The sequence below is a fragment of the Saccharopolyspora sp. NPDC049357 genome (assembly GCF_040677225.1).
Taxonomy (GTDB): Bacteria; Actinomycetota; Actinomycetes; order Mycobacteriales; family Pseudonocardiaceae; genus Saccharopolyspora.
Map to the genome: position 1 here is coordinate 104,602 of NZ_JBFAQJ010000009.1, position 13,445 is coordinate 118,046.

The window sequence follows — 13,445 nt, forward strand, 5'->3', positions numbered from 1 at the left end:
CGGAACACGGATCGCACCTCGTCGGCGATACTGAGCAGAACCGGTCGCCAGCAGTCGGTCATCGCCGCGGCGAACCGGATCGATCCATCCAGACTTGACCCGCCCCCAAGGAGTATGGCGTTGACCGCCGAAGCCCTGCCTGCGGAGCTGCGACGCGTGATCGTGCAGCTCGCGCGGACGCCTCGACTTCTGGTCGCTTGTGACTACGACGGCACGCTCGCACCGATCGTGGCCGATCCGACTCAGGCCAAACCGCTACCCGAATCGGTGCACGCGCTGCGGTCGCTCGCCGCGCTGCCCGCCACCACCACGGCGGTGATCTCCGGTCGCGCGCTGCGCGACCTGGCCACCCTGTCCAGGCTGCCCGCCGAGGTCCACCTCGTCGGCAGCCACGGATCCGAGTTCGACGTCGGCTTCGTGCACGGCCTCGAACCCGAGGCCACCCAGTTGCGCACCGAGCTCCAGGTGGCCGTCCAGGACATCGTGCGCGGCCAGACCGGCGTGACTCTGGAGGCCAAGCCCGCCAGCGTCGCGGTGCACGTCCGCCGCGCCGAGCACGACGTCTCGGAGTCCGTCCTCGACGCCGTCCGCAACGGTCCCGCGCAGTGGGACGGCGTGCAGGTCACCGAGGGCAAGGCCGTCATCGAGCTGGCCGTGGTGCAGACCGACAAGGGCAACGCCCTCGACGCGCTGCGCCACCAGGTAGGCGCCACCGCCGCGATCTTCCTCGGCGACGACGTCACCGACGAGAAGGCGTTCGCCCGGCTCCAGGGGCCTGACCTGGGCATCAAGGTCGGCGAGGGCGACTCGCTGGCCGCGCACCGGATCAGCAGCACCACCGACGTGGCCACCGTGCTGGCGTTCCTCATGGAGGAGCGGCGCACCTGGCTCTACGGCGAGCAGGCGCCGCCCATCGAGCGGCTGACCATGCTGTCCAACGAGCGCAACATCGCCCTGGTCACCCCGGACGCCCGGGTGACCTGGATGTGCCACCCGGGTCCCGACTCGGCAGCCGTGTTCGCCGACCTGCTCGGCGGGCCCGCCGCCGGTCACTTCAGCATCCGCCCGCACGTCGGCGGCAACGGCGGGCAGCGCAGCCCGCTCCCGCTGGGCCAGCGCTACGTGCCCAACACCATGACGGTCGAGACGCGCTGGTCGCGGCTGCTGGTCACCGACTACCTCGCGCACTGCACCGACAGCCACCGCACCGACCTGGTGCGGGTCCTCAGCGGCAGCACCACGGTGTCGGTGGAGTTCGCGCCACGTCCCGAGTTCGGCCAGGTGCCGGTGCGCATCACCCCGGAGGCCGGGGGCCTGCGCGTGCAGGGCACCTCCGAGCCGATGGTGGTGTACTCGCCGGGCGTGCAGTGGGAGATCGCCTCCGACGGCGTGCACCAGTCGGCGAAGGCCGTCATCGAGCTCACCGAGGGCGAGCCGGTCGTGCTGGAGATGCGCGGCGGCACCGAAGACCTCACTCCCACCGACGAGCCCGCCCGCCGGGCCGAGTCCGAGGCGTACTGGTCGGAGTGGATGAAGACCCTGTCGCTGCCGGAGGTCGAGCGCGAACTGGTGGCCCGCTCGGCGCTGACGCTGCGCGGCCTGGTGCACTCCGACACCGGCGCGATCATGGCGGCCGCGACCACCTCGCTGCCGGAGGAGATCGGCGGCGTCCGCAACTGGGACTACCGCTACTGCTGGCTGCGGGACGGCGCGATGACCGCTCAGGCGCTGGTCACGTTGGGTTCCAACGCCGAGGCGGAGGGGTTCCTGGACTGGCTGCACCGGGTGCTGGAGTCCGTTCCCGGCCCGGAGCGGCTGCACCCCCTGTACTCGCTGCAGGGCACCGGTCTGGGCCCGGAGGCCGTCATCGACAGCCTGCCCGGCTACGCCGGATCCCGTCCGGTGCGCGTCGGCAACCTCGCCGACCAGCAGGTCCAGCTCGACGTGTTCGGTCCGGTCGTGGAGCTCATCGCGCACCTGGCGCAGGCCACCGGCACGGTCCGGGAGAACGACTGGGAACTGGTCACGGCGATGGCCGACGCGGTCAGCAAGCGCTGGTTCGAGCCCGACCACGGCATCTGGGAGGAGCGCGACGCGCCCCGGCACCACGTCTACTCCAAGGTGATGTGCTGGGTGACCCTGGACCGCGCGGTCAAGATCGCCGAGGCCTACGGCCGCGAGGTCGAGGACGGCTGGGTCTCGCTGCGCGACCAGATCTCCGAGGACGTGGTGAAGAACGGCTGGCACCCGGACGTGCAGGCGTTCACCACCGCCTACGAGGGTTCCGACCTCGACGCGGCATCGCTCTACGTCGGGCTGTCGGGGCTGATCGACCCGTCCGACGAGCGGTTCCGCGCCACCGTCACCGCGATCGAGGCGGAGCTGCGCAGCGGCTCCACCGTGTACCGCTACCGGCGGGACGACGGTCTGCCAGGTGACGAGGGCGGTTTCCACCTCTGCGCGGCGTGGCTGATCGAGTCCTACCTGCTCACCGGTCGCCGCACCGAGGCGGAGGAGCTCTTCCAGCAGATCGTGGACACCGCGGGGCCGACGGGCCTGCTGTCCGAGGAGTACGACCCGATCGCGGAGCGCTCCCTGGGCAACCACCCGCAGGCGTACTCGCACCTGGGCCTGATCCGCTGCGCCCAGCTGCTGTCCGCCTGAACAACCCCCGGAACGGGCCGCTCACCGCTTCGGTGAGCGGCCCGTTCGCTTTTTCCGCCGTCGTTGGTCACGTTTCGGGGTTTTGGGCCACTCGGGTGATCTCCGGGCGATAGCCTCGGCGCGAAAACGTGCGGAAGGGGCGTACCGGAATGACCGTGCTGCTGGTCGTCTTGGTGTTGCTGCTGGTCGTGGTCGCGGTCGTCGCCGTGGTGCTCGGGATGCGAGCGCGGCGGGCGGCCCGGCAGGGGGAGTCCCGGGCGGGAGTGCCGCAGGACCCCTTCGGGACCGGCGACCAGGACTCGTTGCGAGGTGATCCCCGTGCGCTCAAGGCCGGGGACATCGTGGAGATCCGCTCGACCACCTACACCGTGCGCGGGAGCCTCCGCCTCGACGAGGGCGGCTGGGGCTGGTCGGAGCACCTGCTCGACGACGCCAAGGGCACGCAGGTGTGGCTGGCGGTCGAGGAGGACCCGGACCTGATCCTCACGCTGTGGACGCCGGTCACCGGCGTCGGCGCCCCGGGTGAGCCGACCGTCGAGCACGACGGCCGCACCTACCGCTCGGGCGAGTCGGGTTCGGCGAACTTCCGCAGCGAGGCCACGACGGGTCTCGATGCGGAGGGAACCGTGCGCTACCACGACTACGAGACCTCCGACGGCGCGCTGCTGGGCTTCGAGTCCTACGGCGGCGCCGCGTGGGAGGCCACCGCGGGCGAGAAGCTCGGCCGCTACGACGTGCTCATCTACCCGACGGCGGATTGATCGATGAAACCCAGGTACTGGATCGTCATCGCGGCGGTGGCCGTGGTGATCGCCCTGATCGTCGGGCTCGTGATGATCTTCGCCGGTGGCGGCGGGGCGCGCGGTTACGTCGCGAACAACTACACGCGCGCCTCGCACCTCGACATCGCCGGTGACGACGACAACGAGGCCTACACCAGCCCGAAGCCGCCGAAGACCGTCGCCGCCGAGATCACCGCCAAGTGGCGTCCGCAGGCGCAGTCCTCGGACGCCTCGGGCACCTACCTGCGCTACTCCGACGACGCCGTGATCATCCAGCCGCACCAGGCCGGCTCGGTCATCCACCTGATGGACGCCGACCGCGCCTACCACCGCTACCACAGCCACGTCGGGCACGTGTGGGGCTGGACGTCCACGCGCGGCGAGAGCTTCCGCGGCGGCGGACCGGGAGTCGGCAAATGATGAGCGGACTCGCGCACCGACCACGACCTCCGCGGGCGGCTCCTGCCGGGCTCCCGCGCTGACGCACCACGACACGGGAAGGGCACACCACCTTGCTCAACGAACTGCTCGCCGGCCTGTTCGCCGCGGTCGCCTACGGGGTGATCGGCGTGGCGATGATGGCCCTCGGCTACGTGCTCGTCGACCTCGCCACCCCCGGCAAGCTGCGCGACCTGATCTGGGTCAACCGGAACCCGAACGCCGCGCTGCTGCTGGTCTCCGGACTGCTCGGCGTCGGGGTCATCCTCACCACCGCGATCATGGCCAGCGCCGACGACCTGCTGCTCGGCCTGGTCGGCACGGTCGCCTACGGCCTGCTCGGACTGGTGCTGATGAGCCTGTCGTTCCTGCTCATCGATGCCATCACGCCGGGCAAGCTCGGTGACGAACTGGCCTCGCCGAACATGCACCCGGCCACCTGGGTGTCGGCTGCTGCGCACGTCGTGCTCGCGGTCCTCATGGCCGCAGCGATCTATTGACGACCACCGAAGCCGCTCCGGCGCAGGACGAGACCGCCGAAGCACCGCGAGGCCGCACCGCGCGGTTCGCGGTGCTGGTGGCGGTGTTCGTCTGCGCCGCGTGCGGACTGGTCTACGAGCTCGCGCTGGTCGCGCTCGGCAGCTACCTGATAGGCGACACCATCGGCCAGGCGTCGATCGTGCTGTCGCTGATGGTCTTCGCGATGGGCATCGGCGCGCTGGCCGCGAAACCCCTGCAACCGTGGGCCGCCGCCGCCTTCGCCGGCATCGAGCTGCTGCTGGCGCTGCTCGGCGGGCTCAGCGTCCTCGGGCTGTACGCGGCGTTCGCGTGGCTGAGCCTGTACCTCCCGGCGCTGATCGCGACGGCGCTGGTGCTGGGACTGCTGATCGGCGCCGAGATCCCGCTGCTGATGGTGCTGCTGCAGCGCATCCGCAGGCAGGACGCGGGTTCGGCGGTGGCCGACCTGTTCGCCGCCGACTACGTCGGCGGGCTCGTGGGCGGCTTGGCCTTCCCGTTCCTGCTGCTGCCGCTGTTCGGGCAGGTGCAGGGCGCCCTGCTGGTCGGGATGCTCAACGCCGCCGCCGGCCTGGGACTGGTGCTCACGGTGTTCCGCCGCGAGCTGACCAAGCGCGCCCGGCTGCTGCTGATCGGCGCCTCGATGCTGGTCGGCGGTCTGCTGCTGGGGGCGTACGCGTACGCCGACGACTTCGAGGTCACCGCGCGGCAGGCGCTCTACGCCCACCCCGTGGTGCACGCCGAGCGCTCGCCCTACCAGGACGTGGTGCTCACCGAGTCGGTGTCGCTGAGCGGGGCGAAGGACACCCGGATGTACCTCAACGGCGATCTCCAGTTCAGCTCGGTCGACGAGTACCGCTACCACGAGGCGCTGGTCCACCCGGCGATGAACGGCCCGCGCGGGCGGGTCCTGGTGCTCGGCGGCGGAGACGGCCTGGCACTGCGGGAGATCCTGCGCTACCCCGACGTCCGGGACGTGACGCTGGTCGACCTCGACCCGGCGGTGCTGGAGCTGGCCCGCACGGACCCGCGCGTGTCCTCGTTGAACCGCAACGCCTTCGACGACCCGCGGGTGCGCGCGGTGGCGGGCGACGCCTTCAGCTGGCTGCGGGAGAATCGCGAGCGCTACGACGTCGTCCTGGTCGACATGCCCGACGCGGACTCGACCGCGACGGCCAAGCTGTACTCGGCGGAGTTCTACGGCCTGGTCTCCCAGGCCATGTCCGATCACGCCCGCGCGGTCGTGCAGGCGGGGTCGCCGTACTTCGCGCCGAAGGCGTACTGGTGCGTCGAGGCCACGCTGCGCTCGCTGGGCCTGCGCACCACGCCCTACGAGGTGTCGGTTCCCGCGTTCGGGGAGTGGGGGTTCCACCTGTTCACGCAGGGGGAGGAACCGCCGGAACCGCGTCTGCCGCAGGACGTTCCGCCGCTGCGCTCGCTCGACGCCGAGACCCTGCGCGCCGCCCAGACCTTCCCGCCGGACCGCGCCCGGCTCCCGGATCTCACGCCCTCGACGCTGATGCACCCCACGATCCTCGACTACGCCCAGGGCGAGTGGGCCAACTACTGACCCGCGCAGCTGGCCGGGTTCACACGGGCAGTCACCCCGCCGGGTGGGGAATTCGAATTTCGCGCGAAATTCGAGTCCGAACTTTGGCGTTCAAATTTCGCGCGAAATTCGAATAGGGCTGGTCAGGGACTACGGTCCGAACCAGAACTCCTCGCCGGAGCGGGGCGGACCCGACGTCGAGCCGGTGATCAGCTGCGTTTCGAGCTGGATGTGCCGGGGACGGCTCGGTTCGGCGGTCTCCAGCAGGAGTCGGCCCGCCGCGCGGCCCTTCTCCAGCCAGGGCTGGCGGACCGTGGTGAGCCCGGCGCGCTCGGCGTCCGGGATGCCGTCGAAACCGGTGATGGTCAGGTCTTCCGGCACGCGCAGACCGCGGTTCCCGGCCTCGCGCAGCGCGCCGAGCGCCAGGATGTCGGAGGTGCACACCAGCGCGGTGATCTCCGGGTCGATCTCCAGCGCCTGAGCGGCGGCGGAGGCGCCAGAGTCGAGGGTGTGGTCGAAGCGCTCCACCACGGGCACCGTCGTCCAGTCCACGCCGGCTTCGCTGAACTCCTCGGCGAGCGCTGTCAAGCGGGCCTTCTGCACGTGGAAGCTGGCGTTGGCCTGCCGCTGCACGGTGGCCGGGCCGTCGTTGCGGCCGCGCGCCAGGCGCATGCACAGCACGCCGATGCGCCGGTGCCCGAGTCCGATCAGGTGGTCGGCGACGGCTTTGATGGCCTTGCGGTCGTCCGGTCCGACCCAGTCCAGGTTGTCCAGGCGCGGCTGGTCGCAGACCACCACGGGCACAGGGCGTTCCAGCACGGCGGCCAGGTGCGGATCGTCTTCGGGAACGGAGTAGACGACGAACCCGTCGACACCGGCGCGGTGCACCGCCGCGACGTCCTCGCGCTCCGGGCTGGCCGGTATGAGGGTGAGGCCCTGGCCGGCGTCCTCGCAGGCGAGAGCGAGTCCTTCCAGGAATCCGACGGCGCCGGGGTCGCGGAAGGCGTAGGAGAGGTTCTCGGTGAGCAGCAGGCCGACGGCACCCGCCTTGCGGGTGCGCAGCGAGCGTGCGACGGGGTCCGGCCCCGGGTAGCCGAGCCGCCGCGCCGTCTCCAAGACGCGCTTGCGCAGCTCAGGGGACAGCTGATCCGGACGGTTGTAGGCGTTCGACACCGTCGTCCGGGAAACCCCGAGTTCCGCAGCGAGCGACGCGAGGGTCGCAGGCCGCCGGGCATTCGTTGACCGCGCCATGGAGGAACCGTAACGGTTCAGAACCCGAGCGTGAAGCGAGCATGACCTACGTCCCACTGATGTTCGAATGATGAACACGGAGCGACGCGGAGTGATCACGCTCCGGAATTGGGACAGTCGGTGGGGTGACGTTCGGTCAAAACGACGCTACTTTCTCGGGGACCGATTGTAGTGAAGGGTGTCACAAATGGCTGAGGTCGCGTACGTCAACGCCTCCCGCGTCTACCCCGGCAGCCCGCCGGTCAAGGCGGTTGACCAGCTGGAACTGGACGTCGCTGATGGCGAGTTCCTCGTTCTGGTGGGGCCCTCCGGTTCCGGAAAGTCCACGGCGCTGCGCATGCTGGCCGGACTTGAGGACATCGACGAGGGTGGTATTTCCATCGGTGGCAACGATGTCACCAACACTCCGCCCAAGGCTCGGGACATCGCGATGGTGTTCCAGTCCTACGCGCTCTACCCGCACATGACGGTCGCCGAGAACATGGGTTTCGCGCTCAAGCTCCGCAAGACGCCCAAGGCGGTCATCAACGAGAAGGTGACCGAGGCGGCGCGGATGCTCGACCTCGAGAAGTACCTGGACCGCAAGCCCAAGGCGCTCTCCGGCGGTCAGCGCCAGCGGGTCGCGATGGGACGTGCGATCGTCCGCGAACCCAGCGTCTTCCTGATGGACGAGCCGCTGTCCAACCTGGACGCGAAGCTGCGAGTGGAAACCCGCGCCAACATCGCCGCGCTGCAGAAGCGGCTGGGCACCACGACCATCTACGTCACCCACGACCAGGTCGAGGCGATGACGATGGGCCACCGCGTGGCGGTGCTCAAGGACGGGCTGCTGCAGCAGGTGGCGACTCCGCGCGAGCTCTACGAGAACCCGGCCAACGCGTTCGTCGCGGGCTTCATCGGCTCCCCGGCGATGAACCTCAAGACGGTCCAGCTGACCAGCGAGGGCGCGGTGCTCGACGGCACCACGGTTCCGCTGTCCCGCGAGGCGCTGGCCGCTGCCGGCGACCTCAAGGAGGTCACCTTCGGCGTCCGCCCGGAGGCCCTGGAGCTGACCTCCAGCGAGGCCGACGGTTTGGACATGACCGTCGAGCTGGTCGAGGAGCTCGGTGCGGACGCGCTGATCCACGGCTCGATCTCGGTCGGCGGCTCCTCGGAGCGCTTCGTGGTCCGCGCCGACGGCCGCACGCCTCCGGCCCTGGGCCAGCAGGTCAAGGTCGCCCTGCGCGACGCGGGCGAAGTGCACCTGTTCCACCCCGAAACGGGTGAACGCCTGGCCGCCGCCTGATATCCGAAAGCAGCTCGATCACCGCCGTCTCCTGCGGGGTCGGTGATCGCGCCAACGCCCTCGCCCGGTTTCCGGGCGGGGGCGTTGTTGCTGCATGTGGTCGATGTCGCGTTCGGGAATGCATCTGGGGCTGGAGCGTTCGGCTGAAGGGTGCTTAGACTGTAGTTGACAACGGTTTCCGTTACCGTTCGCATCTGGAGTCGCTCGAAAGCGTCCTGACCTGATCACCCGGGAGTGCATCCATGACCGTCCGCAGCCGCACCGCTGTGACCGCTTTAGCCGGACTGACCGCCGGCGCCATCGCGCTGACCGGCTGTTCCTCCGGTGAGACAGCAGCTCCCGGGCCCAACGACAAGATCAAGGTGGTCGCGTCGACGAGCGTGTGGGGCAGCGTCGCGCAGGCCGTCGGCGGTGACGCCGTGGAGGTCGAGTCGATCATCAGCGACGCCGGAGCCGACCCGCACTCCTACGAGAGCAGCCCGCAGGACGCCGCGAAGATCAGCGACGCGAACCTGGTGGTGCTCAACGGCGGCGGCTACGACGAGTTCATGACCCAGGTGCTGGGCGACAACCCCAAGCCGACCGTGCAGGCGGTCGAATCCGAGCAGCCCGCGCCGCCGCAGGGCGAACACGCCGGTGAGCCGCACGCTGGTGAGCCCCACGCTGGCGAGCGGCCCGCGCCGCCGCAGGGCGAGCACGCCGGTGAGCCCCACGCCGGTGAACCCCACGCTGACGAGCACGCAGGTGAGCAGCCCGCGCCGCCGCAGGGCGAGCCGCACGCCGGCGAGCACGCCGGGCACGACCACTCCGTGAACGAGCACGTCTGGTACGACCTGCACGCCGTGCACGAGGTCGCCCACAAGGTCGCCGCCGAGCTCGGCAAGATCCAGCCCGCCAAGGCCCAGGAGTTCGAGGCCAACGCGGCGGCGTTCGAGCAGCAGGTCGCCGGGCTGGAGAGCCGCGTCGGCGAGATCGCCGCAGCTCACCAGGGCAAGCCGGTGATCGTCACCGAGCCGGTCGCGCACTACATGGTCGAGGCCGCCAAGCTCAACGACGTGACCCCGCCCTCGTTCGTCAACGCCATCGAGGCCGAGACCGACCCGTCGGCCGCCGCCGTCGCCGACATCCAGAACGCGATCAACGCCCGCCAGGCCGTTGCCGTGATCTACAACCCGCAGACCGAATCGCCGGTCACCCGCAACGTGCGCGCCGCCGCCGACGCGCAGCGCATCCCGGTCGTCGAGCTGACCGAGACGCTGCCGCAGGGCCAGAGCTACGTGCAGTGGATGGACGCGCAGATCACCGCCTTGCAAGGTGCGCTCAACCGATGACCTCGGAACAAGTCGCGGAAACCACCCCGGACCCGGTGGCGGCTGAGGCCGCCGCCGGGTCTCCGGCCGTCTCGCTGCGCGGCGCGACGCTGGCCTACGGCGAGCGGACCCTGTGGTCCGGGCTGGACCTGGACGTCGCGCCGGGCGAGTTCGTGGCCGTGCTCGGCCCGAACGGGTCCGGCAAGACCAGCCTGCTGCGCGTGCTGCTCGGCCTGCAGGAGCTCAACTCCGGGACCGTCCACATCGGAGGGGAACCGGCCCGGCGCGGCAGCGACCGGATCGGCTACATCCCGCAGCAGCGCGCGCTGGAAGCCAACGTGACCGTGCGCGGCAGCGACCTCGTCGGCCTCGGTCTCGACGGGCACCACTGGGGCCTGGGCTTCGGCGGTCGCCGCGAGCGCAAGCGCCGGGTCGCCGACGCGCTGCGCGCGGTCGAGGCCACCGACTACGCGAAGATGCCGGTCGGGTTGCTCTCCGGCGGTGAGCAGCAGCGGCTGCGGGTGGCGCAGGCGCTGGTCAGCGACCCGTCGGTGCTGCTGTGCGACGAACCTCTGCTGTCGCTGGACCTCTCGCACCAGCGCAAGGTCTCCCGGCTGATCGCCGAGCAGGCCCGCCGCACCGACGCGGGCGTGCTGTTCGTGACGCACGAGATCAACCCGGTGCTGCCGCTGGTGGACCGGGTGCTGTACCTGGTCGACGGCCGGTTCCGGATCGGCACTCCCGACGAGGTGATGAACTCCGGAACGCTCTCGGAGCTCTACCGCACCGACGTCGAGGTCGCGCGCGTCGGCGGGCGGCTGGTCGTGGCCGGAGCCGAGAACGACGATCACCACGTGGTGGGGGCGGAAGAAGCGTGAACGACGTGATGGAGTCGCTGAGCAAGGTGTTCGACTTCGACACCATGATCGACCTGCTCGGCTACCCGTTCGTGCAGCAGGCGCTGCTGGCCGCCGCGGCGCTCGGCCTGGTGTCGGGATGCCTGGCGCCGCTGGTGGTCGCCCGCAAGATGTCCTTCGCCGTGCACGGCACCGCCGAACTGGCCTTCACCGGCGCGGCCGCCGCGCTGCTGGTCGGCGCGAGCGTCGGTGTCGGTGCGCTGGCGGGCGCGGTGGTGGCCGCGCTGCTGCTCGGCCTGCTCGGGCAGAAGCACAGCGAACGCGATTCGGTGATCGGCGCGATCTTGTCCTTCGGCCTCGGTGTGGGCGTGTTCCTGCTGTGGCTGAACCCGGAACGCACGGCGAACAAGTTCAGCCTGCTGGTCGGGCAGATCGTCGGGGTGGACTCCTCCGACGTGCTGCTGCTCAGCGGCTCCGCGATCGTCGTGCTTCTGGTGCTGGCCTTCGTCTACCGGCCGCTGCTGTTCGCCAGCGTCGACCCCGACGTGGCGACCGCGCGCGGCGTGCCGACCCGCGTGCTGACCCCGCTGTTCGCGGTGCTGGTCGGCGTCGCGACGGCGCTGGGCGTCTACACCGTCGGCGCTCTGCTGGTCCTGGCCCTGATGGTCACGCCCGGAGCGGCCGCCGCGCGGGTGACCGCGAGCCCGGTGCGGGCGACGGTCCTGGCCGTGTTGTTCGCGGAGGTCGCGGTGCTGGGCGGCATCCTGCTCTCGTTGGCTCCCGGAGCCCCGGTGAGCGCCTTCGTCACGATCATCTCGTTCGTGATCTACCTCGTCTGCCGGGCCGTTGGCGCCCGCCGACTCGCCCAGGCATCCCGAGCTCCCGTCCCGGCCTGACTGGCGCGGTCGTCGGCGTTGACCGACGCTGGCGGCCGTGCCCAGGACGTACAACCTCGCCAGCACGGCCATCGCGGTGGTGCTGTGCACCATCGGCTACTACCTGCTGCCGGTCGGCGTGCACGGTCTGCAGAGCACGGTGTTCGCGGTGGCCGGCTTCGCGATCGGTCTGGTCGTCATCGCGGCCCTGATCTACTTCCAGGTCCGCGGGTTCCGCTCCGGACGCACGTCGATCGCCTGGGTGGTGGCGGCCTTCTACCTGGCGGTGCTGTTCTTCGCGGCGGCCTACTACGCCATGGCCGCCCACTTCCCGGACGCGGTGGCGGGGCTGAGCACCAAGACCGATGCGCTGTACTTCTCCCTGACGATCACGGGAACGGTCGGCTTCGGCGACATCCACGCCGTGAGCCAACCGGCCAGGGCCCTCGTGGCGCTGCACATCGCCTTCAACATCGCCTACCTCGGCACAGCCCTCGCCGTGCTCCGACCAACCCTGCCTGCGCAGCAGGAGAAGTGAGCGGGGTCAGGCGAGACCGAGGTAGCGGCGTTCGTTGAAGTGCTCTCCCGAGCAGGAGGCGCCGAGGTCGTGACCGATGCGTTCGATGACGTCGGCCAGTTCCAGCCGGGCCAGCCACGGGCGGGGCAGGACGGCCGTGCCGTGGCGGGCACCGAGGATGCTGCCGGTGACCGCCGCCGTGGAATCGCTGTGGCCGGAGTGGTTGACCGCCAGCCGGATGGCGTCGGTGAACTGCTCGGGCTTGGGCAGGGCCAGCGCGCAGTAGACGCCGATCGCCAGCGCTTCCGGGCCCACCCAGCCCTGGCCGAGGCGTTCGATGTGTCCGACGCTGGCGCCGAGCCGGGCCAGGGTGGCGGCTTCCGCGAGGGCGTTGGCGGTCTCGAAGTCCTCCCGCAGCACCCGGCCCGCGGCCTGGTCGACCGCCGCGGGCAACCGGCGCTGCTGCACCGCGACCAGGTGCACGATCAGCGCCAGCGCGCCTGCTGAGGCCCAGCCGCCGACGCCGCCGTGCGTCAGGGACGCGCACTGGCAGGCCAGCTGGTAGGCCATCTCGGGCGTGGGGGAGAAGCCGATCGGGGTGCTGCGGTCGAGGCCGCCGCATCCCTTGGAGGTGTTGCGCGGCCGGTCCGGCGTGCCCAGCTCGGGTTCTTCGAGCGCGCGCAGGCTGGTCAGTCCGGGTGCGCGGCTGACGTAGAGCTCGGGTTCGGCGAGCAGTCCGGTGGCGCCGGGGGCGGGCTTGTCCTCCTGCTGGGTCAGCAGCCAGCGCCGGAGCGCTGCGGCGGTGGATTCGACCGGTCGCCACTGCCCGCCGCTGTTGCCCGTGGTCCACGCGTGCAGGTAGCCCTCACCGGCGAAGAGCGCCATCTGGGTGGCGTCGCCGAGCAGCGCTTGGGGAGCGGGTTCGGTGAGCCCGTTCGGGCCGAACTCGGCGCGGATGTCCTCCAGCGGGGCGTACTCCACGAGGGTGCCGAGCGAGTCGCCGAGGGCGCCGCCGAGCAGGCAGCCCACCGCCCGATCGACCACTGTGGACGTCGTCGGCAAGGGTGGTGCTCCTTCCGCGGCGTCCTGCGCGCCACTCGTTCGGGTGATCGACGCTCTCAGACTTTACTTGCCCGCCTTTCCCGCTGGGAGAGGTTCCGGGACTCGCGCCCTGCACGAACGCGCGCGAAGAAGAGGAATCGGATCTTCCACCTGGCATTTCGGGCATACTCCATTGGTGTGAGCCTGGTGAACGCCTCGGCCTCGCGTGCAGGGCTGATCGCTACCGTGTGTCGGGCGCGGGGGACGGGCCGGAAGTCGAATTTGGGTGAAGATGACGCCGCACGGCAGCTTAGAGGGGACCGCAGGGTTCGAATTCCGCCTGCTGGGTCCGCTTGAGGT

The 13,445-nt window shown here is 70.6% G+C and carries 12 protein-coding genes; 10 read left to right on the forward strand and 2 right to left on the reverse strand.

Going from position 1 to position 13,445, the window contains the following annotated elements; genetic code table 11:
• Positions 1 to 114 precede the first annotated feature (114 nt).
• The 5 genes from otsB to AB0J91_RS10425 all read left to right on the forward strand — a co-directional run bounded on the left by otsB (position 115) and on the right by AB0J91_RS10425 (position 5,970).
• Positions 115 to 2,664 carry a trehalose-phosphatase gene (otsB, locus tag AB0J91_RS10405; protein WP_363866339.1) on the forward strand — a complete coding sequence of 850 codons (2,550 nt, stop codon included), beginning with the start codon at positions 115 to 117 and terminating at the stop codon, positions 2,662 to 2,664.
• 149 nt (positions 2,665 to 2,813) lie between these two features.
• The gene (locus AB0J91_RS10410) at positions 2,814 to 3,425 is read left to right on the forward strand and encodes a DUF4178 domain-containing protein (protein WP_363866342.1); all 612 of its coding nucleotides are present in this window, start codon (positions 2,814 to 2,816) and stop codon (positions 3,423 to 3,425) included.
• A gap of 3 nt (positions 3,426 to 3,428) precedes the next feature.
• The gene (locus AB0J91_RS10415; RefSeq protein WP_363866345.1) at positions 3,429 to 3,866 is read left to right on the forward strand and encodes a DUF4247 domain-containing protein; all 438 of its coding nucleotides are present in this window, start codon (positions 3,429 to 3,431) and stop codon (positions 3,864 to 3,866) included.
• Between the two features lie 92 nt (positions 3,867 to 3,958).
• Positions 3,959 to 4,384 (forward strand): DUF350 domain-containing protein, encoded by a 426-nt coding sequence (locus AB0J91_RS10420; protein WP_363793371.1) that lies wholly within the window; start codon positions 3,959 to 3,961, stop codon positions 4,382 to 4,384.
• The gene (locus AB0J91_RS10425; RefSeq protein WP_363866348.1) at positions 4,381 to 5,970 is read left to right on the forward strand and encodes a polyamine aminopropyltransferase; all 1,590 of its coding nucleotides are present in this window, start codon (positions 4,381 to 4,383) and stop codon (positions 5,968 to 5,970) included. Before AB0J91_RS10420 ends, AB0J91_RS10425 begins: the two co-directional genes overlap by 4 nt.
• Positions 5,971 to 6,099: 129 nt before the next feature.
• On the opposite strand, the gene AB0J91_RS10430 is transcribed toward AB0J91_RS10425, so the two are convergent.
• Positions 6,100 to 7,200 carry a LacI family DNA-binding transcriptional regulator gene (locus AB0J91_RS10430; RefSeq protein ID WP_363866351.1) on the reverse strand — a complete coding sequence of 367 codons (1,101 nt, stop codon included), beginning with the start codon at positions 7,198 to 7,200 and terminating at the stop codon, positions 6,100 to 6,102.
• A 187-nt stretch (positions 7,201 to 7,387) separates the two neighbouring features.
• On the opposite strand from AB0J91_RS10430, the gene ugpC reads away from it, so the two are divergent.
• The 5 genes from ugpC to AB0J91_RS10455 all read left to right on the forward strand — a co-directional run bounded on the left by ugpC (position 7,388) and on the right by AB0J91_RS10455 (position 12,065).
• Positions 7,388 to 8,485, forward strand: coding sequence for a sn-glycerol-3-phosphate ABC transporter ATP-binding protein UgpC (gene ugpC / locus AB0J91_RS10435; RefSeq protein ID WP_363866354.1), 1,098 nt, complete (start codon positions 7,388 to 7,390; stop codon positions 8,483 to 8,485).
• Between the two features lie 242 nt (positions 8,486 to 8,727).
• Positions 8,728 to 9,816 carry a zinc ABC transporter substrate-binding protein gene (locus tag AB0J91_RS10440; RefSeq protein ID WP_363866357.1) on the forward strand — a complete coding sequence of 363 codons (1,089 nt, stop codon included), beginning with the start codon at positions 8,728 to 8,730 and terminating at the stop codon, positions 9,814 to 9,816.
• The gene (locus AB0J91_RS10445; RefSeq protein ID WP_363866360.1) at positions 9,813 to 10,673 is read left to right on the forward strand and encodes an ATP-binding cassette domain-containing protein; all 861 of its coding nucleotides are present in this window, start codon (positions 9,813 to 9,815) and stop codon (positions 10,671 to 10,673) included. The genes AB0J91_RS10440 and AB0J91_RS10445 overlap by 4 nt, the downstream gene beginning before the upstream one ends.
• Positions 10,674 to 10,681: 8 nt before the next feature.
• Positions 10,682 to 11,548: a metal ABC transporter permease gene (locus AB0J91_RS10450; protein ID WP_363866513.1), complete on the forward strand. Its 867-nt coding sequence runs from the start codon at positions 10,682 to 10,684 to the stop codon at positions 11,546 to 11,548.
• A 37-nt stretch (positions 11,549 to 11,585) separates the two neighbouring features.
• On the forward strand, positions 11,586 to 12,065 hold the full coding sequence (locus AB0J91_RS10455; protein WP_363866363.1) for an ion channel: 480 nt from the start codon (positions 11,586 to 11,588) through the stop codon (positions 12,063 to 12,065).
• Positions 12,066 to 12,071: 6 nt separating this feature from the next.
• On the opposite strand, the gene AB0J91_RS10460 is transcribed toward AB0J91_RS10455, so the two are convergent.
• Entirely contained in the window at positions 12,072 to 13,106 is a 1,035-nt protein-coding gene (locus AB0J91_RS10460) for an ADP-ribosylglycohydrolase family protein (protein WP_363866366.1), read from the reverse strand.
• Positions 13,107 to 13,445 lie beyond the last annotated feature (339 nt).

Coding starts and splice junctions, on each gene's coding strand:
- AB0J91_RS10440 (WP_363866357.1), top strand. CDS start 8,728: ATGACCGTCCGCAGCCGCACCGCTGTGACCGCTTTAGCCGGACTGACC.
- AB0J91_RS10430 (WP_363866351.1), bottom strand. CDS start 7,200: ATGGCGCGGTCAACGAATGCCCGGCGGCCTGCGACCCTCGCGTCGCTC.
- AB0J91_RS10410 (WP_363866342.1), top strand. CDS start 2,814: ATGACCGTGCTGCTGGTCGTCTTGGTGTTGCTGCTGGTCGTGGTCGCG.
- otsB (WP_363866339.1), top strand. CDS start 115: ATGGCGTTGACCGCCGAAGCCCTGCCTGCGGAGCTGCGACGCGTGATC.
- AB0J91_RS10450 (WP_363866513.1), top strand. CDS start 10,682: ATGGAGTCGCTGAGCAAGGTGTTCGACTTCGACACCATGATCGACCTG.
- AB0J91_RS10415 (WP_363866345.1), top strand. CDS start 3,429: ATGAAACCCAGGTACTGGATCGTCATCGCGGCGGTGGCCGTGGTGATC.
- ugpC (WP_363866354.1), top strand. CDS start 7,388: ATGGCTGAGGTCGCGTACGTCAACGCCTCCCGCGTCTACCCCGGCAGC.
- AB0J91_RS10445 (WP_363866360.1), top strand. CDS start 9,813: ATGACCTCGGAACAAGTCGCGGAAACCACCCCGGACCCGGTGGCGGCT.